Origin of the sequence: Pedobacter sp. 22226 (assembly GCF_052045455.1) — a bacterium.
In the GTDB taxonomy this organism is placed as follows: domain Bacteria; phylum Bacteroidota; class Bacteroidia; order Sphingobacteriales; family Sphingobacteriaceae; genus Pedobacter; species Pedobacter jeongneungensis.
Genome location: NZ_JBQEPB010000013.1, coordinates 101,681 through 121,995, shown reverse-complemented (window position 1 = coordinate 121,995; position 20,315 = coordinate 101,681). Strand labels below are relative to the sequence as shown.

Sequence of the window (20,315 nt, the reverse complement as noted above, 5' to 3'; positions counted from 1 at the left end):
TCAAATTTAATATGTGCCGTATTTAGGATAATGCTTTCACATTAAAGTTATTAAAGCCGCTCCCGATGGTTATCTCTACAATTTGTTGTTGCAGCATTTCTAAAATGGCCAGGAAGTTATAAACGAAATGCACTTTATTTTCGGAATTTTTAAGCACTAATGCAAAATCGATCTGTTTATTAATATCGAGTAAATTGGCAATGAAGTGCTTTTGCTGCTCAATGGTGTACGGATATTGTACCACGGTATGTTTAACTTCCTCACTACGCAACTCATATTTCTGCATCGTCCGGTGATAAACGGTTAAAAGTTTATAAAGATCCAGCGATAAAAGTTCATCCTGGTGAGCGGAAGAGGCAGCAGCAAGGGTTAAATCAAAGGCAATGTTTCCCCGGTGATCCTGCTTTAAACGCTCCCCCTCAAAAATCTTCATCTCCTCGGCAGCAGATTTAAACTGTTTATAGGCAATCAGCCGGGCAATCAGGTCCTGTTCGGCATTGATTTCGTTTCCGGCTTCATCAACCTCAATCCTCGGCAAAAGCATTTTAGATTTTATGCGCATCAGGGTTGCAGCCACTAAAATAAATTCGCTGGCTACTTCTACATTTAAGGCAAGGAGTTGATGAATATAAGCTAAAAAGTCGTTTGTAATCTTTGCAATCTCTACATCCTGGATATTAAGCTCATCGCGTTCAATAAAGAACAACAATAAATCGAAGGGCCCTTCGAATACCGGAAGTTTTATCTCAAAATTCTCTGCCTGCATGTGAAGGCACAAACATAACGAAAAAATCGTGTCTGAAAGATATTTATCCCGAATGTAAAAAGATCTCTTCCATTTATCTTCAGGTAATATAAAGCACTAAACACTAACGGCTTAACCATCAATAATAAACCAACATTTTTCTTTTCTATTTTAAAACAAAAATACCTTACTTTGTACCTTGTTTTTTACCATAAATTTCGAATGCAAGTAAAAGCTGGCCCCCTATTATCTAAAATCAACTATCCTGCTGATTTAAAGCAATATAGCGAATCTGACTTAGAACAAATAAGCCAGGAATTACGACAGTACATTATTGATGTAGTAAGTGTAAACGGAGGCCATTTTGCTTCCAGCTTAGGCGTTGTTGAACTAACTGTAGCCTTACATTACGCTTTGAATACTCCTTACGACAAATTGGTTTGGGATGTAGGCCACCAGGCTTATGGTCATAAAATCTTAACCGGTCGAAGAGATCAGTTCCACACTAATCGTGTATATAAAGGCATTAGCGGTTTCCCGAAAATTTCGGAAAGTGAGTACGATACCTTTGGTGTAGGCCACTCTTCTACTTCCATTTCGGCTGCGCTGGGTATGGCTGTAGCTTCGCAACTAAAAGGTGAAACAGACAGACAGCATGTGGCCATTATTGGTGATGGAGCCATGACAGCGGGCCTGGCTTTTGAAGGATTAAACCATGCCGGAATCGAAAACAGCAATGTGCTTGTTATCCTGAACGATAACTGCATGTCTATCGATCCTAATGTAGGTGCGCTTAAAGAATATTTAACCAGCATCACCATTTCAAAATCGTACAACCGTTTCCGTGATGATATCTCTCATGTACTGGCCGGGCTTTCTAAATTAGGCCCAAATGCACATAAGTATGTTAAAAAAATAGAGAAAAGCATTAAAGGAACGCTGCTAAAGCAAAGTAATTTATTTGAAGCCTTAAACTTTAGGTATTTCGGACCTGTTGATGGTCACGATGTAAAGCGTTTGGCTCAAACCATAAAAGATCTATCTGCTATTCCTGGTCCGAAACTGCTTCACTGCATTACGGTGAAAGGTAAAGGTTTCGCCTTAGCAGAGAAAGATCAGACGGTATGGCATTCGCCAGGACTTTTTGATAAGATTACCGGTGAAATCAAAAAAAGTGTTCCGGATAAGCCACAGCCCCCAAAATACCAGGATGTTTTTGGACATACTATGGTAGAATTGGCTGAGGCTAATGATAAAATTGTAGGGATTACGCCTGCGATGCCTTCAGGATCTTCATTAAATATCATGATGAAAGCTATGCCAAAACGTGCCTTTGATGTGGGTATTGCCGAACAACACGCAGTAACATTTTCTGCTGGTTTAGCTACGCAAGGATTAGTTCCATTTTGCAACATCTATTCAAGTTTTATGCAAAGGGCTTATGATCAGGTGATCCATGATGTGGCTATACAAAAACTGAATGTAGTTTTTTGTTTGGATAGGGCAGGTCTGGCTGGTGCTGATGGTGCTACACACCATGGTGCTTATGATATCGCCTATATGCGCTGCATCCCAAATCTGGTTGTTTCTTCTCCTATGAATGAGGAGGAACTTCGTAACCTGATGTTTACTGCTCAACAAGAAAACGTTGGTCCTTTTGTAATCCGTTACCCTCGTGGTAATGGTGTAATGCCTGACTGGAAAAGACCTTTCAAAGCATTAGAAATTGGCAAAGGACGCAAAATCTGTGATGGTGAAGATGTAGCTTTATTAACCATTGGCCATGTGGGTAATTTTGCAGTTGAAGCGAGGGCCGAATTGAACAGCGAAGGTTTTTACCCGGCGCATTACGATTTACGTTTTGTAAAACCACTGGACGAAGCTTTATTACATGAGGTATTTGCTAAATATAAACATGTAATTACGGTAGAAGATGGTTCTTTACCTGGAGGGGTAGGATCTGCAGTGCTGGAGTTTATGGCCGATCATGGTTATAGCGCAAACATAATTCGTTTAGGTATTCCGGATCAGTTTATCGAACATGGCGAACAGGCCGAACTTTGGGCTGAATGTGGTTATGATAAAAATGCAATTATTCAGGCTGTGAGAAAAGTTGCGGTAAAAAGGACAACTAATACGATGGCTGGGTAATTTTCTACAGTCAAATTCCCGAAGTAGTTTTATTTTAGGTTATTAAATGGTTAAATTTTTATTGATTTTTCTAAAATTACCCAATAATAAGTATTGATATATGTCATAACTACTCATAGATGACCAGAATCGATTTTATTGTCCCAATTATCTACTTTGATCTGCAAACAATATTTAAGTTACTATGTTTAGTGGTATTATATTTGTTATAATACCACCAAACCCTAATAAAATAGTAATGACAACGTTTAAAAAATCCATCCTATTTACAAAAACAGTTCTTAATTTTTTTGGATATTTATTCAATCAATCTTTAAACAGAGATAAATTAAGCAAAAAGTCTGGATAAAATCCAGTAATTCAAATCTTTAAAAATCGTGGTAGATATTTCTAAATGAGCTTCTTAATCCGATAGTTAACAACCCAGTTTTATTTATACCCAACTCGTTACTTTCTCTTCTATATGTACCCGCCACTTCTAACCTTAAATTATATTTAGGGTTTAGTAAATAAGCTACCTGGCCTTTTACATAGTAAAGATCTGTGCCAATACCTTGGCCTATGTGACTACCATACTGGACAGACCTCGTGTCATAACTTTTAAAAATATCGCCTCCATAATTCATTCCTGCAGGATCAAGTCCATATCTTGAATATAATGCTTCACCCTGAAGATCAAATCTCTTATAACTGTAATTCATGATTCCCAAAAACTCTCTAAAGTTTGCACCACGAGGATGTGCTAAAGATTGATTGTAATTTGCATAGTTCGAAACTCTATCGGAATGCGCATAGGTATAGGGCCTTGCAGTATTAAATTCGGCTAAATAGTTCAATCCGTGTACATTAAAAAGATCAGATCCCCGTACACCAAATTGGACAGCAAATTTATTAGCCCAATAACCATTGCCTTTAAAAAATTCTTTAGCGGTAAATTCATCGAACATGAATTGTCCATATAAGGCTGTTTTTGCTAACAATTCGTATTTGAGGTTAATCCCCAAACGCATTTTATCAGGGGAGGTGGTATTGGTGCTCTCAACAGGACGTAAAAAAATAAAAGGATGGACATAATTAAAATCAAAGCCTCTTTTACCTTCTGGTTGTGCATCAGCCCAGGTAACCGCCTGAAAAAAACCAACTGAAAAGCGTTTAGTAGCATTCCAATCTATATAATGTGCCGCCATCCATTTCCCTCGGTCGCCTAATCTTCTATCAATTGTTAATTTAGGAGCGCCTGGGTCAAGCATATAACCAAAAATAGTCTGGTATTGAACACTTCCTAAAGTTGCCCTAACCCTAAAGAAAGAATAATTGGAAGAAACATCCGATAATAACATCGAGCGGTAACCATCTCCAATAAAGTTTTTATCATAACCCAAAGCAAAGTTTAAATATTTATTGGGAGTATAAGACAACAAGGCGGTGACATAAGACCAATCTTGTGTATTTGTTGCTAATTTACCGTAACCCTGACCAGGCACCACCTGATTGGCTATAACAAAGTTATTTACATAGTCAACAAATTTTCCCTGGTTTTCAAAACCATTTAAATAGAATGAAAACTGCTTGCCTACGTTGCCACCAACCTGGAAACCACGTGTATTTAGCCATGTTGACCTATTACCACTAAAATCCTTTCCTATTTGGAAATCAGGAAGAAAATCTGCGTAGATATTATAGTCATCACTTTTAAATTCTAAAAGATGCTCTTGGAACAGTTTGCGGTGAACCCAGCTTCTTTTATTCAAACTATCTGTTCCGGCGTTCATTAAAGAGTCATAGTGCATCTGCAAAGCGCTGTCATCAGAATTGAACCCCTTAATGGCCGAATGAAATTTAGATTGTTGATCGTAAACAGCCGGATTTAGTTTTTGATAAAACTGATAATCGTATGGGACAATACGGTTGGGAGTAGGGTTTTGTGCAGCAGCAGCTAAAGCAAAAATGGCCATAAAGGCCATTAAAAAGATTCTTTTAATCATATTTTAGTTGTTTATTACCTTATCTAATTCTTCAAATATCGAATTTTTACTCTTAAATTCCGGAACCAGTTTTTTCATATTCATTACTACCTGCCGGTCATTATCAGATTTAGCGGAAGTAATCAATTCGTAAATCTGTTTTTCGACGTCAGCAAATACATATTCCCTTACTTTTCCGATCATAATTTTCTCATGATGGGTAGGCATCGTATTTTCATTATCGTTCAATAGTTCTTCATATAACTTTTCTCCTGGGCGTAAACCAGAATATTCGATTTTAACATCAACATTGGGCTCTAACCCCGCAAGTCTGATCATTTTCTTAGCCAATTCTACAATCTTAACTGACTTGCCCATGTCGAAAACGAATATTTCGCCTCCTTTACCCATGCAACCTGCTTCTAAAACTAAACGGCAGGCTTCAGGAATAGTCATAAAATAACGGGTAATTTCCGGGTGGGTTACCGTAACCGGACCACCTTTTTCAATCTGCTGCCTGAACCTTGGAATTACAGAGCCATTTGAACCTAATACATTTCCAAATCGTGTAGTAATAAATTTAGTGATGGGTTTAACATTAAGATCATTGATATATTGTAAACCATTACTGAAGATAAATCCATCAGTACTCAAAGAATTATTAAGTGATTGAACATATATCTCAGCAATCCGTTTTGAAGCCCCCATAATATTGGTCGGATTTACTGCTTTATCAGTAGAAATCATCACAAATTTCTGGACACCATATTTAACAGATTTATCTGCAATAGTTTTGGTTCCCAATACGTTGGCTTTAATGGCCTCTGCAGGATTATCCTCCATCAAAGGAACATGTTTATAGGCAGCTGCATGATACACATAATGCGGTTTATAGGTTTCAAACAGTTTATCCATGCGCTGCTCATCACGAACATCACCAATAAAGGCGTGAAAGTTTTTATTGCCATTGGTTTCTTCCAACTCTAAATACAATTCATGCAAGGCTGTTTCCGATTGATCGCAAAGAATGATTAAACCCACATTAAACTTAGAAAGCTGACGAACAATTTCACTTCCGATAGATCCTGCCGCACCTGTAATCAGAATCCGCTTTTTATCCAGCATGGTACCAATCCCCTCGATATCGATTTTGATAGATTTTCTATTTAATAAATCCTCAATATTCAGTTTTTGTATTTGAGTAGATTTCAACTGCCCATTCGTCCAAACATCTTGAGGAGGGATATTTAAAACTTTGATGTCGTTTTCTAAACAAAGATCAACAATATGATCTTTCTTGTCATCGGGTATGGTATACGACGCAAAAATAATCTCATCCAGTTCATGTTCACCGATCAAATAAGCAAGATTTGCAGCATCCAAAATTTTTACCCCATCTATGGTTTTGCCTACTTTTCGCTGATCATCATCTACAAATGCAACAATGTTTTTATTTACACTCCCGTCATGGTCAAAAGTTCTTTTGGTGGCCAAACCTGCCTCACCTGCGCCATAAATAATCACTTTCTTTTTATCGAGATTCAGGTTCTTAACATAAATAAAGAAATATTTAATCAAAACCCGATAGGTCATTAATAACAAAAAGCTGGTTAAACCATTAGTAATTAATATCGCAAAAGAAATTAATGGATATTTAAAAAATGTTATTGCGATCAGATTCAGTACAAAGAAGGTACCATTGCCAATAATTACTGATATTAAAATTCTAAAGGAATCTTGAGCACTGGTATACCTAATAATACCGGTATACGTGCTAATATGAAAAAAAACAGCAATATTAATGGTACCGATAATTAACAGATTTCGGGCAAGCTCAGGCAGCTCAATTGCCGTTAAATCCAGGTTATGCTTAAGGGAATAAGCAAATATTAAAGAACAGGTGCAAATGGCCAAATCCAACAAGAAGATGACCCAGCGCGGAACAATATTAATTTGTGTAAACAAAATATATTCTAAATTTTAGTAAAGGTAACCATTTATAACAAATATGATAACAATAATCAATTTAGCCTTACAGTATCTGCAATGACGAAATCCTCAAATTATGAATATGCCATTTTAATCCCCGCTACAACTCTTTCCAAGTCTTCCTCACTCAAATTTGATCCTGAAGGCAGACATAAACCATTTTTAAATAGATCTTCAGAAATATCGTTACTATAATAGGGTGCATCCTTAAAAACGGGTTGGAGGTGCATTGGTTTCCAAAGCGGGCGACTTTCAATATTTTGAGATTGTAATGAAAGATAAATACTTTTCTTTGAGTATAATTCATCTACCGATCGATCAACATAAATGGTAGATAGCCACCTATTGGAATAGAATCCCATCGGCTCTTCAAGAAAATGAATACCTTCAATCTGTGCTAAAGCAGCCTTGTAATACTTAAAATTTGCACGTCTTTTAGCAATCCATTCTGTGAGCACTTCCATTTGACCACGACCTATTCCTGCACAAATATTACTCATCCTATAATTATATCCAATTTTACTATGCTCATAATGATTAGCTTTATCCCTCGCTTGGGTAGCTAAAAATCGCGCTTCGTTAATGTATTCTGCTGAGTCAGAAATTAATGCCCCTCCTCCTGAGGTCGTGATAATTTTATTGCCATTAAAGGATAAAATGCCAAAGAGGCCATAAGTGCCCATGCTTCTATCACCTATTTTTGAGCCGAGCGCCTCGGCTGCGTCTTCAATAATAGGAATTTCAAATTCATTGGCAACCTTCGTTATTTCATCCATTTTAGCCGGCATGCCATACAAATGTACGGGTATAATGGCTTTTGGCTTTTTTCCTTTAGTAATACGATCGATAATACATTCTCGTAACAAGTTAGGGCACATATTCCACGTGTCACGCTCACTATCTACAAACACAGGAATAGCTCCAACATATGCAATAGGATTTGCGCTTGCAGCAAATGTCATTGACTGGCAAATGACTTCATCACCAGGTTTAACCCCTAGCATTACTAAGGCCAAATGAATTGCTCCAGTACCAGAGCTTAACGCTGCAGCAAATCCAGATCCTGTAAAACGACACAGATCCTCTTCAAAACCATCAACATTTGGTCCCAATGGTGCAACCCAATTGGTTTCAAATGCCTCATTAACATATTTTTGCTCACCGCCTCCCATGTGTGGAGATGAAAGCCATATTTTATCTTGCATAATTATTTATTTACCGTATTTTTTGATTTATAATAATCCAAACAAATTGAAGGATACCGAGACTCCTTCATCTTTGAGATTACGATCTGAATATCAAAGATAAAAGATTTCATTTCAACAATATTTTTTTCTGTATCTAAAACTAAATATTGAGCAAAATCAAGTAGTGATCTGTTTTGCCCTAGACTACCTGTATTATACAAATTTTTATTGTTTATAATCCTGTGAAACTGTTGATGGGAATGTCCTACGATGGTGTTATCCTTAAAGTCCAAATTAGCAATATCTGTATCTTTAAATACATACAAGCCGTCTATAGAATGTGTTATTTTATAATCTCCGATTTGGTAACTTTTTTTAAATTCTGAAATGAATGGGAGATAACTCCCGTAAAAATTTGGATAGCAAAACTCAAAAAAAGATTTTGCTACTACATTAGTTCCTGGATAAGTACCATCCATATAATATTCTTCGTGATTACCTTGCAACAAAATACCGTCTTTTTTATGAGAAAGGAAATCTAAACACTCATTCGTCCATGGCCCATAATTAACTATATCTCCGTGACAAACAAATAGGTCAAAGTATCCTTGTTCAATTTCGAAAAGTTTTTCCAAGGCAACCAAATTTCCGTGAACATCTCCAAAAACCAGAACTCTCATCGCAGCATATTTTTCACGCCATCTTCGATGTTGATTTTGGGACTCCAATCTAACATCTCACAACTATTTTTGATGTCAAAATAAAAGGAACTTCCTGTCTCGACACCTTGATATTCAATTTCTGACGAATGGGCTAAAGAAACAATTTCTGCGATTTCCCGGTTAGAAGTAGAAGTACCAGAGGCACCAATAAAAAAACCATTAATATCAGTTTCCATAGCTTTTATACATAGATTTACTGCGTCATCAATGTGCAAATAGTCTTGTTTTCTTTCGCCGTTACCAAATAATGTAATCTTGCCAGTTTCTTTAGATTTTTGAATTAAATTAGGTAGAAAAGAGCCGTTATTTAAACCATTGCCGTACAGATAAGTTAATCGGATTATCGAAAATTTATAATGAGACGATACCAAAAACTCTCCTGCTAATTTGGACAGTGGGTAAAGTGTTGGAATATTAAAGGATGAATTAAGCTCAATTACGTCATCATGAATTCCATAAACATTTGTACTAGAGATAAAAATAATTTTTGCAGAAATGTTATTTTTAAGGATTTCATGAATTTTTGAATTAATATCAATGAGTTCTGAATGTTTTGAATTAAAATTACCAATAGCCAAAATAACAAAATCGTATTTCTTTTTAATTTTGATAAAATTACCTATGCTTAATTTATCAACAGTCGCTGGTATTTCCGAGTGGCTATTATTGTAAACTGCTGTAACAATGTAATTGTTGTAAATTAATTGTTTGACTAGCTCTTTGCCAAGAAAACCGTTTGCTCCAACAACAGCGCATGTAGCTCCCATACTTATTATTTTAGATTAAAAGGATAAAATGTAGCTTTCGGAGATTGTAAAGTTTTTTCTTTTTGAAATTGCTCTATTTCTTTATTCTCAATAAAAATATCTGACCACGCTCTCATTACAATTCCATTTTTTAATGGTTCGGTCGTCGGATTTTTTTTGAATAGGAAGTAATTTAGAATAATTTCTACCTCATTCACTCCGTAAAAATACCTTAAAGGAGTAGTCCCGCTAAATCTACCATTAATTTCAAAAATTACAGGCTCTCCTTTAAATATCCTAAATTGAAAGTTTATAGGGCCTTCTGGTTTTAAAACCTCAGCAATCTTTGAAATTATACTGTCATATTTGGAAGTACTTTCATCCCTGTAAGTCCTATATGTATTTCCATCTCTCAAATCACGTTTTAAACTTACAATCGATACACACTTATTATTTAAAACGATACATCCAGAAGTGTATTCTCCGTCTGTGTCAGGCAAAAATTGTTGAACAACAAGGTTGCTTTTTTCATCAAAAACATTTAACAAATCCTCATGTGTATTGATCTTTATTAATCCTAAGGATCTGGCACCATCGATTGGTTTCGCAAATAATGGTAATCCTAGCTCTTTTTCTAGTTCCAAAAGTCCATTTAAAGAATTTGCCATTTTAGAGATTGGATACGGAAAATTATTGTCTTTAAGAAACTTAGCTGTTAAGAATTTATCATTAGATATTTCTATTACACCCGAATTACTTACAACAATCTTACAGTTATATTTAGCTAAAAACTCATCATGAACTTCCGCTAATTTTACTAGTTCTGTGTCTGTTCCTACCAAAATTGCATCAATACTATACTCTTCAACAATTTTTTTAATTGTTGGGACATAATCTTCGTTGGATGCTTTCGGAACATGCAGCGCAAAATCACCTAACCAATGTCCAGTTGATCTTGCATCAGGATCAGCAGTAAATATCTTTTTCTGAAAATCACAAAGCTGTAGCATTCTTAAAATTCCCTGACCAAGTAATGCACCGGCGCCAGTAACTAAAATATTTTTATTGTCCATTTTTTCTTAACATGTATTTATCAAATGCTTCTGTAATATTACCATTTGGGTCATTAATGCCCTCTGGCTTTATAATTTTTTTTAAAGTTAGAAACAAAATCTTCGAATCTATTATAAACGAGGTATTTTCCACATACCAAACATCAAAACAAAACTTTTCTTCCCATGAAATATTATTTCTTCCATTTACTTGCGCCCAACCTGTAATACCAGGCAATACTTCATGTCTACGCATTTGGGTTTCCGTGTAAAAAGATATATAATGAGGTAGTAAGGGGCGCGGTCCAATTAAACTCATTTCGCCTTTCAGAACATTAAATAATTGAGGAAGCTCGTCCAAAGAGGTCTTCCTGACAAATTTTCCAATTTTAGTTAGTCTAACATCGTCAGGCAATAAATTACCATATTTATCTTTTCTATCATTCATGGTTTTAAATTTAACTATGCTAAATAGATTTCCTTTTTTTCCCATCCTTTTCTGAAAGAAAAAAGGTTTTCCTTCATTAGCGAAAGCTAAAAAAATAGTTACAACTAAAAAAATTGGCGACAATAAAATCAGTCCAAAAAATGCAGCAGAAAAATCTATCACTCTCTTTAAAAAAAAAATATACATTTTTACCTAAATTTTAATAAATTAAGTACTGCAAAAATCAAGAATTTTTTCTTATCACGCATTAGCGTCGTATTGTATCTCCAGATAATTTTGTTTCTCTGATAATAATTCCCTAGAAACTGCTCGTAAATTTTATGCTCTTCTGATTCATTCCTAAGATATTTAATGTAGTTCTTTGCATGATTCTGGTAATATCCATCCAAAACTTGTCCTGATTTTTCTTTAATTGTGGCAAAGGTTAGCTTGTTCAAGTGTCCATGTACATTATCACTGTGAAGGCGGTAATGAATATACGAATTTGCGTCAATTATCACTTTATGATTTCTAGAACGTGCAAAAAAATAGATAAGCCAATCATGTGATAAGCCCTTCCAATTCGAGGTATCCAATACTTTCAAAAATGATTGTAGTAGTTTTGCAAATTCTTTTGTAAAAACGTAAGTGCAACCTGCACTACCACCTTCAAAAAGAAAATCAAATTTTTTCTGGGGAAAATCTTTTTTTAATAAACTATACGAATCTGTCGAGTTATCCCATTTTGTGAGATTTGAACAATATAAATCTGCACTTTTTTTTGCTAGCATATTTATTGCTACTTTCATCTTTTGCTCAAGCCAAATGTCATCCTGATCTGAAAAGGCTACGTATTGAAAATTTTCATCAAAATTTAAATTACTCACCATATTTAAAAAATTATTTGCGGCACTGCCTAAGCCTGGATGATTTATGCCTAACTTTAAAAATTTATAATGAGTTTGTAAAATATTGACTGTCTGATCTCTGCTTCCATCATCATTTATTAAAATATTAATCTCTACACCCTCTTGACTAAGTATTGATTCAATCTGTTCTCTTATATACCTTTCTCCATTGTAAGTCGCAAGAAGGATTTTTACCTTATTATTCATTTAACTTAATAGTTTAATTAAGTCAAAGATATTATCTTCAACTTTTAATTTAGATTCAGCTATAGAGTTCTGGATTCCTAAAGCTATACTGTTTGAAATGGAATCTATATTTGAAGGGTCAAAAACCAAAGACGGCACGCAAACGGCATAAGTATAGGGTAAATCTGCACCAATTATTTTACACCCAAGTTCAATACCTTCAACTAAACCCAGCCCAAAACTTTCTGCAAGCGATGGAAATATAACATATTCCGATTCCAAGTATTTTTCTGTTAAAAATTCTCTGTTCACAAATCCTATATTCTCTATAGGATATCCCATTAAAACAGCCTCACTAATGATCGTTGTAATTAAAGGGAATTTATCACTTACAGTAAGGATTAATTTTCCAGTCTTAGTATTGTCAAATGCATTGCAAAATGCTGTGATCAGTCTTTTATGATTCTTGTTGTCCTGCGCGTTACTAACGTAGATGAATGTGTTTTTCTGTCTTTCAATTTTATGATTTTTCGCCTTTAATACTTGATAAAATGGTAGAACTTTAATCTTATTTTCTTGCCTAAATCTATTAACAAACTGTTCTTTTAATGTTTGAGACTGCAGGAGCCAAAAATCCGTATTTCTGCTATTTCTCTTAATAATTTGAACTTTAAAAAAATATTTAATTTTTTCAATAACAGAAAACTCATTGGGTACTTCAAGATATAAACGATTATGAAAATATGTATAAACGGTTACATTTACCATTTTAATCAATGGTGGAATGTTCCCCATTATAAATATTTTATCAAATGCTCTTTTATTGTTTTTATAAAAGTCATTTCGAAGCTTTAAGCTTGAACTTTGATATATAGCAGTATTCCCACTTTTTATTTTATAGGGTAGTATTATTCTGTCATCAAATAGATAAACAATGCCAAGATTAGTTTCTTCTAGCTTTTCAACTAAATAATCTAAAAGAACCTTACCTCCTCCATTATTAATAAAGATTGCATCAATTAATATCATAAAAACAGGTCAAATATATTTTCATTAGAAGCTAGTAATAGAAAGTTTTTATTTATTTTAACTTTTTTATTACCTATAATATCTTTGTTTACCTCTAGCATTGCATTAAATGTCAAATTTCTACTTCCTGATGGAAATGTGTTAGGGACAATAGCTACGTGCGCAGAGGTTCCTAATTTATAACCATAATTACCACGTACGGATTTTTCTTCAGTAATTTTTTTACCGTTCAAATCATATGTTATGATAAATTTCGTAGAAATACCTAGAAAGTCGGTTCCTTCAATATTATTAATATTAAATATTGCACAAAAAAACTTTTCATGATCAATTTTCTTGTTTAATATAAAATCACTTTTTAGGGTATTCGAGAAATTCTCACTTGTTATTACTGAATAATCATTATTATTTTTGATCCTCTTTATAATACTTATTTTTCTTTCCTCTAATTTTTTTAGGATATCAAAATAATTATATTGAAATTTGATAGCTGTTCCAGTTCTTTGAGCATCAGGGGTGAGAAATATATTTTTCTCATTACTTTCATTGATTCGTATGTCACATTCATCAACAAATAAAGGTACTTGGTCATAATTATACACTAATAGTCCTTTTAAACAAAAAGTTTTGAACATTTTCTTATCAACACCGTCAAAATTATTTCCTTTGATAAAAACCTTATTAGAGCTGCCACTCGCTGTTGTTCCGATATAAGGTAAATTATTATTCTCTTTATCTTTAAAAATCGAGGAAATATATACGGCATCAGCAATAGTGCTTTCAAAATGATTACCTTCAAAATTAACAGTGCAATTACTTATTTCTATATCAATAATAAATTTTGGTTTTTTTCCAGAAGAATAGGGAATATTACCCTCCATATTATTGTCTTTGATATTCACCGCATCTTTAGCAAATCCTGCCCTGATAATCCTTGAATTATCATGACAAACATTATTTTCGAATGTAAACCCCCAGCTCAGATTTCGAATTCCAGTTGACTTTGTTTTTTCAATATCATCGAAGTAAACACACTCATCATTCTGATTAAAAGCATTTTGCCTAAATTGTACAAATGCTACATTATATTGATTTTTCGATGAAAACCTAACAGCAAAATTAAATCCCGTAAACCGACATCGCTCTATAATAAAAGGCCAAGTAGGTCCTTTAAATTCTGATCGAAATAAAACAGCAGTTGTTGTTCCTTGTTTTCTTCCTTTAACTACCCTAAACTGAACATCTGTTATTCTGATGGGATCAGCAAGATCTTTATCGAAAACAATTCCATTTATATTATTTTCAACTGTAATAATGCTGCCTTTATCCTGATTATTAACTTTATAAGTTTGATTGGTAGAGCTCAACCAACTCTCTTCCCTCAGTAAGGCACCCGTTCCAATAATCTGAACTCCACCTCTTTTAAAAAATATTGATTTACTTATGTAATAATTCCCAAAAGGAATTAACAAAGATTTTCTTCCATTTTTTTCACAATAATCTACTGCTTTTTGAAAGGACAAATAATTATCTGTTTTCCCATCTCCAATAGCTCCGAAATCATCTAAAGATACAAATCCCGAAATGTTCGTTATAATTTGCACATTTGCCCTGCAGGCAAAATGAAAAGAAATCAAAATAAAAAAAATAATTCTTTTCATACTCTATTATATAATGAGATATAGCTTTCGGCTATATTCTCTACAGCATATTTATTTAGGTTTTTCTTCCCTTCTGATAAGTAACCATATTTTTCATCTTCTGACATTTCAATAAAGCGTACTATTGCGCTTCTGATTTCATCAGCTTTGAATGGGTTAACTACAATGCCCCCATCGCCAACAACTTCATTCATAGGAGCAAGATCTGACGTAATAACAAAAGCATTTCGTGCTTGTGCTTCTAATATTGGAAGTCCAAAACCTTCATATGTGGATGTGAAAATCAAAGCGTCCGACTTATCATAAAAATACAGCAGATCATCATCAGATATATTATAACTATTTGTATATTCTATATTGTAAAGGTCCAAAATATTTATGTGAGATTCATTTAACCTCCCGACTATGTTTAAATGAATGTTGAGATCCTTTACTGATTCAAATATTCTTTCTATGTTTTTATTAGATCGTGTACCTACAATCAGTAGTTCTTTTTTAATATTATTTTTAACGCTGGTTTCAGCGATGATTGGAACAGTTAAACAATTTGGTATTACCGCAATTTTAGATTTAGCACTAGGCATCAAATTTATTATTTCATCCTTTGTCTTCTTTGAGATACATACAATATATTTTGCTTTTTTAAAAGGCAGATAAACCCAAAACAATTTAAAAAATAAAAATCTTAATTTACTTAATTTTCGATAAAGCCCCAAATCATGAACAGTAATAATAATCTTTGATGTTTTTAGTCCAATAGCTGCGTAATGCACTTGCCCTGTTATGTGTACAAGCTCATCATTTGTGATTTTATTGCGAAAAAATAAAATCGATTTAACCATATTTATAAGGCCATGGCCAAATGGATTACTGATACTACTAATTTCCACACCTTTTTTTAATAGAGCAACTGATATATTTTGAAAAAGTTTTTCAAGACTGTTTTCATTTTCATTAAAATTTCTATTTAGTAACTTAATTTTCATTCTCAAATTTGTATTTAATACATTCTTCTGTAATAATCTATATTGTACCAAAGTCCCTTGTAAGGATCAAACAAATCTGGATAAGCACTTATTGACTGATAAAAATTAACAATTGATAATATTAATAAAAAAAATATAAAGAATAATTTTGACTCTTTTCTCTTCAAAATGAACAAGATACTTGTAAACAAAATACATTCCAACATATTGAAATATAAACTACCTCTATTTACAAGAATAATTAAGGAGCTTGCGAACAAGAGATATATTAGGCTACTAATCAAATATCCATTCAATATAAAATTATATTTGTCAAACTTTTTTTCAATTTTATTACGTAACAAAAGAAAAAGGGTTACATACAATAACCGCCTTAAAACACCCGCAATGCTAAGCTTTGCCTCATTGGCTGCTTCTGCTGAATAGGCTTCTGTCCGATAACTGGAGGCTTCGCTTAATCCACCAGTTAAGGAAAACAGTTTTCCAGGCAATCCTGTCAAACCAATTACAGTGCAAGCCAACAACAGCAATACTATATATATAACTTTTATTCTTCTATTCAAAAAGTAAAAAGAGAGTGTAAGCAGGGCTGTTGTATGAAATTGTATAGCTGCAAATATTGCAATGAAGAACGTTTTCTTCTTACTGTATGCGAATATAAGGAAGTAAAAAACAATTGCCATGGCTAATAATTGTCTGTTAGATCCCAAAACACCAATCGTAGAGCAAAAAAAGAACATAAATGAAGTGATGGGATAAGTGGTGATTTTTTTTAAACCATAGATTATCAGATAGTAAAATATTAAAGCATGGGTAAATAAGAAGAAAGAATACTCACTAATTAGTTTATAATTTAACCAATTAAAGATTAAATAACCACGCTCCACGATGTTACTGTATTCAAAACTATTTTTTAATGAATACGATTCTTCAAACATATCTAAGTATGGGTACCAATCAGTTCCTGTCTCCCAACGGAGTCCTATTACGAATACTGTGATTAGATAAGTTAAAAAAACTAAAAAGTTATGTACTTTATTAGCAGGTTTATTTTTAAAAACCTCAAAGCAAGAAAATAGAAAAAGTAAACCGATATAAACAAAATAAACTTCCACAATGCCTATATTAAGTTTAACATCTCTTGCATTCTTCTTTCATATGTGTGATGCTTATGGAAATGTTCCATTTGTTTTTTTGCCATCTCATGCCTCAACTCATGAAGTGGCAAATAATGCTGAATTAATTCTACAGCTTCTCCTATTGTATTAAAAGTAAAGTCCTTTATATCAACTGCAGAGTATTCTTTTAAGGTCTCTTTATAATCACAAATTTGAAACCCTCCTATGCCATAAATCTCAAAAAATTTTACATTTGCTGACTGTATCTCTGCAAAGTGAAAATTATTGAAAACAATTTTAGAGCCATATAGAATTTCAGACTTACGTTCACCAGTAATAAACTCATTCATAAAATTATCACTAATTTCTTTTCTTGGAAAACGTTTATCTGGCGTACCATATAAATTAACCTTGATGCCAGCATCAACTAATCCGCTGATCATATTAGCTCTATACGGATACATCGTCCCAAAAGCAACAACATCAGTATCAACTTTTTCTTCGACAAGCCTTCTATCTATATCTAAAGGTTTATGAATTCTTGGATTTAAAGCTTCGGGCAAATAAAATGCATTAAGATTCATCTTATTCCTCATAAAATCAACCATGTAGTGATCTTTTGTAAAATAAAAATCATATGGCGAAGCAAAAATCTGCTGATGCTCCAGAGTCGTCAATTGATCTGGATTAATATGGACTATGGGAGTTTTTGGAAGATATGCTTTAATTTTTTTAATGCATTCTGGGTGAGTAAAACGATATGTAGCTATTACCAAGTCAGGCTTATAGTCTATAATTTTATCCGCAATTTTTGAGAATATAGAAATATCGTACTTAGGGAAAAATTTTGTAGCCCAGTAATTGAATCTATATGGAATTTTTATTATGTCTTTAATATCAATATGAAACACATCATGCCCTAAAAAGTTGAGCGAATCATTAATATGAAATTCCAAACTGTCAAAATTTTTACTACCTAATAATGCAATTCTCATTTTAATATGTTTTTTTAACAGCTATTTCAAAATCCCTTTTTTCTTGCAACGTATAATTAGGGTTTAACCTGCTCAAGTATAAATAAAATTGATCCCAAAGCTTAAATTTTGGAAAATTATCAGGATCATTTTTCTTCAAGTAAATATTTTTGCTGGTATGAACAATAATTCTTTTTCTATTATTGTATTTTTTTATTTGCTTACCACTTCCATCTTCAAGATGAATTATTTTAGTTCCTGTATAAATGTATGATTCGAATCCCATTTTTTTCATCCTAAATTGTAGATCACTTTCTTCATAATACATGAAAAATCGAGGATCAAATCCATGAAGTTTGTCAAAAACTGTTTTTCTCATCATTAAATCTGCGCCGATAACATATCCAATTGGATAGAACTCGGCGCTATATACCATTGAGGATTTGATATAATCCTTATTTTTTTTAAAAAACTTTAAAATAGGTGTACGATATTTATAATTCAGAATTTCCGATTTACAGGTGGGGAATTCACTTCCATCACCATTAAAATTTCCCTTCTTATCAATTAAAACGCATCCCAAGCTTCCTATTTGGAGCGTTCTTTCATTTTCAACAAAAAAATCAAAAAGTTTTTTAATTGAGTTTTCAGTAAGCAATGTATCTGAGTTCAAAAAAAATAAAAATTCTCCACTAGCAGATTCAGAACCAAGATTATTAGCACGCCCAAAACCCAAATTTTCTTTACAGGGAATAAATGTAATATCAGACATTTCGCTAAATTCTTCTTTACTCCCATCTGTGGATGCATTATCCACTAAAATAATCTCGTATTTAATATCAGATGTATTATTGATGAGCGAATCAATACAGCTTCTAGTGAGAAATTTAGTGTTATAGTTTACTATAATGATTGATACATCCATTTATACTTCTTTTATCTTTGTTAATTGATTTAATATGGAGTCATTCAGTGGTTGATAAAATAAGTCCAGTGACTCTTTATTCATAGCTTCAAATGAAAAATTGTTTATATCTAACCCCATTCTTCTTTCAATTAGTTCTTTAGGAATTCGAAATTTAATAAATTTGGCAGGATTACCGCCAGAAATTGTAAAAGGTTCTACATCTTTTGTAACCACGCTTCCAGCTGCAATAATACAACCTCGTCCTAATTTTACGCCAGACATGATAATAACATTATTTCCTATCCAGACTTCATCTTCCACAACTATCAATCCTTTAGTCTGAGCATCTTCAGATGCAAATTTTGAAAAAAAATGTGCTTTAAGGGGATATGTACTGAAAGCATTAATTTGATGATTTCCTCCTAAAATAAATAAGACATTCCCAGCAATTGAAACAAAATCTCCTATAATCAATTTTTCATTTGGGTTTTCGAATGATAAAACATCTAAAATGCCATACGAGTACTTTCCGACACTTATTATGGAAGAGTTTTTTACAGATTTTGAAATAATTGTCTTATTATGTTTATTTTTCAAACGCCATTCTACCGCCTTTCTTGTGTGTTTAATATCACTTAGAATTCTAATACGGTAGGAATTGAGAATTTTTAAAAACTTTAACATTACAATTTATTTAAATAAAGATTTCACATTGAAGTCAGGCGTTTTCAAAATAATCCCTGCAATACGCTTTATAAGTTTCAATTTTCTTAAAACACCTGGGATTTTAAATAATAATCTTTGATATGTTTTTATAACAGCTATTAAAAGTTCAGGATTTTCACCTGAAGTATTGTTTCCATGAATTCTATATTTTGACACAATTCTATCATAAAATAATAATTGATTTTCTGCAGCCGTACTCATATAAAAGTATAAATCCTCTGCTTTTAAATCTTCCGGATATCTTCCTATTATTTTAAAAATATTTATATTCATCATTATTACGGCACCGGAAATTGAAAAATTAAATATTATTTCATCTAAAAGACTCTGTTCATCTAAATACTTAGTTTTATCTGATTGGTGGAATCCTGATAGCATGCTTGAATAAATTACATGTCCATTATTATCAATCACCTCTGCATCAGATAGAAGTGCCATTTTTTTACTATTACTTAGAATATCAATTCTTTCAGAAATTGTATTATTTACTAATAAATCATCACTTGCAAGAACTATCACATATTCCCCTTTAGCATGATCTACTAATTCATTGAGCGTATAACATAACCCTTTATTACCTCTACATATAAAAGTGATATTGTGGCCGCTATGGTCACTAATCCATTTATTAATAATTTCCTTAGAATTATCTTTAGACCCATCATCAATGATTATAATTTCTTTATTCGAATAAGTATCCTCTAAAACAGAATCTAATGTATCTGTTATAAACTCGGAGTGATTATAAGAAGGCACTAAAATACTAACTAATGGTCTCATTTTTAACTATTTATTATCAAATTTCATACTTAAAAACATAAATTCAAATAGACTGTT

General features: G+C 32.9%; 18 protein-coding genes. 1 reads left to right on the top strand and 17 read right to left on the bottom strand.

The window, feature by feature from the left end:
* Nucleotides 1–22: 22 nt before the first annotated feature.
* Nucleotides 23–766: a segregation and condensation protein A gene (locus ACTJKC_RS24555; RefSeq protein WP_344851710.1), complete on the bottom strand. Its 744-nt coding sequence runs from the start codon at nucleotides 764–766 to the stop codon at nucleotides 23–25.
* 201 nt (nucleotides 767–967) lie between these two features.
* Here ACTJKC_RS24555 and dxs point away from each other — a divergent pair, with 201 nt between their 5' ends.
* Nucleotides 968–2,896: a 1-deoxy-D-xylulose-5-phosphate synthase gene (gene dxs / locus ACTJKC_RS24550; protein WP_440796205.1), complete on the top strand. Its 1,929-nt coding sequence runs from the start codon at nucleotides 968–970 to the stop codon at nucleotides 2,894–2,896.
* Nucleotides 2,897–3,264: 368 nt separating this feature from the next.
* On the opposite strand, the gene ACTJKC_RS24545 is transcribed toward dxs, so the two are convergent.
* The 16 genes from ACTJKC_RS24545 to ACTJKC_RS24470 form a co-directional block, all read right to left on the bottom strand.
* Nucleotides 3,265–4,881 (bottom strand): gliding motility protein RemB, encoded by a 1,617-nt coding sequence (locus ACTJKC_RS24545; protein ID WP_440796203.1) that lies wholly within the window; start codon nucleotides 4,879–4,881, stop codon nucleotides 3,265–3,267.
* A 3-nt stretch (nucleotides 4,882–4,884) separates the two neighbouring features.
* Nucleotides 4,885–6,825, bottom strand: coding sequence for a polysaccharide biosynthesis protein (locus ACTJKC_RS24540; RefSeq protein ID WP_440796201.1), 1,941 nt, complete (start codon nucleotides 6,823–6,825; stop codon nucleotides 4,885–4,887).
* Between the two features lie 98 nt (nucleotides 6,826–6,923).
* Nucleotides 6,924–8,054, bottom strand: coding sequence for a DegT/DnrJ/EryC1/StrS family aminotransferase (locus ACTJKC_RS24535; RefSeq protein ID WP_440796200.1), 1,131 nt, complete (start codon nucleotides 8,052–8,054; stop codon nucleotides 6,924–6,926).
* Between the two features lie 2 nt (nucleotides 8,055–8,056).
* Nucleotides 8,057–8,716 (bottom strand): metallophosphoesterase family protein, encoded by a 660-nt coding sequence (locus tag ACTJKC_RS24530; protein WP_440796198.1) that lies wholly within the window; start codon nucleotides 8,714–8,716, stop codon nucleotides 8,057–8,059.
* Nucleotides 8,713–9,525: an NAD-dependent epimerase/dehydratase family protein gene (locus ACTJKC_RS24525; RefSeq protein ID WP_440796196.1), complete on the bottom strand. Its 813-nt coding sequence runs from the start codon at nucleotides 9,523–9,525 to the stop codon at nucleotides 8,713–8,715. Before ACTJKC_RS24525 ends, ACTJKC_RS24530 begins: the two co-directional genes overlap by 4 nt.
* 5 nt (nucleotides 9,526–9,530) lie before the next feature.
* A complete protein-coding gene (locus tag ACTJKC_RS24520; protein ID WP_440796194.1) occupies nucleotides 9,531–10,577 on the bottom strand; it encodes an ATP-grasp domain-containing protein in 1,047 nt (348 codons plus the stop codon).
* Nucleotides 10,567–11,190 carry a sugar transferase gene (locus tag ACTJKC_RS24515; protein ID WP_440796192.1) on the bottom strand — a complete coding sequence of 208 codons (624 nt, stop codon included), beginning with the start codon at nucleotides 11,188–11,190 and terminating at the stop codon, nucleotides 10,567–10,569. The genes ACTJKC_RS24520 and ACTJKC_RS24515 overlap by 11 nt, the downstream gene beginning before the upstream one ends.
* Before the next feature lie 2 nt (nucleotides 11,191–11,192).
* A complete protein-coding gene (locus ACTJKC_RS24510) occupies nucleotides 11,193–12,098 on the bottom strand; it encodes a glycosyltransferase (RefSeq protein WP_440796190.1) in 906 nt (301 codons plus the stop codon).
* Entirely contained in the window at nucleotides 12,099–13,106 is a 1,008-nt protein-coding gene (locus tag ACTJKC_RS24505; protein WP_440796188.1) for a glycosyltransferase, read from the bottom strand. It lies immediately after the preceding gene.
* Nucleotides 13,103–14,767: a glycosyl hydrolase family 28-related protein gene (locus ACTJKC_RS24500; protein ID WP_440796186.1), complete on the bottom strand. Its 1,665-nt coding sequence runs from the start codon at nucleotides 14,765–14,767 to the stop codon at nucleotides 13,103–13,105. The genes ACTJKC_RS24505 and ACTJKC_RS24500 overlap by 4 nt, the downstream gene beginning before the upstream one ends.
* Nucleotides 14,764–15,753: a glycosyltransferase family 4 protein gene (locus ACTJKC_RS24495; protein ID WP_440796184.1), complete on the bottom strand. Its 990-nt coding sequence runs from the start codon at nucleotides 15,751–15,753 to the stop codon at nucleotides 14,764–14,766. Before ACTJKC_RS24495 ends, ACTJKC_RS24500 begins: the two co-directional genes overlap by 4 nt.
* 14 nt (nucleotides 15,754–15,767) lie before the next feature.
* A complete protein-coding gene (locus ACTJKC_RS24490; protein WP_440796182.1) occupies nucleotides 15,768–16,868 on the bottom strand; it encodes an EpsG family protein in 1,101 nt (366 codons plus the stop codon).
* A gap of 5 nt (nucleotides 16,869–16,873) precedes the next feature.
* On the bottom strand, nucleotides 16,874–17,866 hold the full coding sequence (locus tag ACTJKC_RS24485) for a CgeB family protein (RefSeq protein ID WP_440796180.1): 993 nt from the start codon (nucleotides 17,864–17,866) through the stop codon (nucleotides 16,874–16,876).
* A 1-nt stretch (nucleotide 17,867) separates the two neighbouring features.
* The gene (locus ACTJKC_RS24480) at nucleotides 17,868–18,770 is read right to left on the bottom strand and encodes a glycosyltransferase family 2 protein (protein ID WP_440796178.1); all 903 of its coding nucleotides are present in this window, start codon (nucleotides 18,768–18,770) and stop codon (nucleotides 17,868–17,870) included.
* Nucleotides 18,771–19,436, bottom strand: a complete 666-nt coding sequence (locus tag ACTJKC_RS24475; protein WP_440796176.1) for a CatB-related O-acetyltransferase — start codon at nucleotides 19,434–19,436, stop codon at nucleotides 18,771–18,773.
* Between the two features lie 6 nt (nucleotides 19,437–19,442).
* On the bottom strand, nucleotides 19,443–20,258 hold the full coding sequence (locus ACTJKC_RS24470; protein WP_440796174.1) for a glycosyltransferase: 816 nt from the start codon (nucleotides 20,256–20,258) through the stop codon (nucleotides 19,443–19,445).
* Between the last annotated feature and the right edge of the window lie 57 nt (nucleotides 20,259–20,315).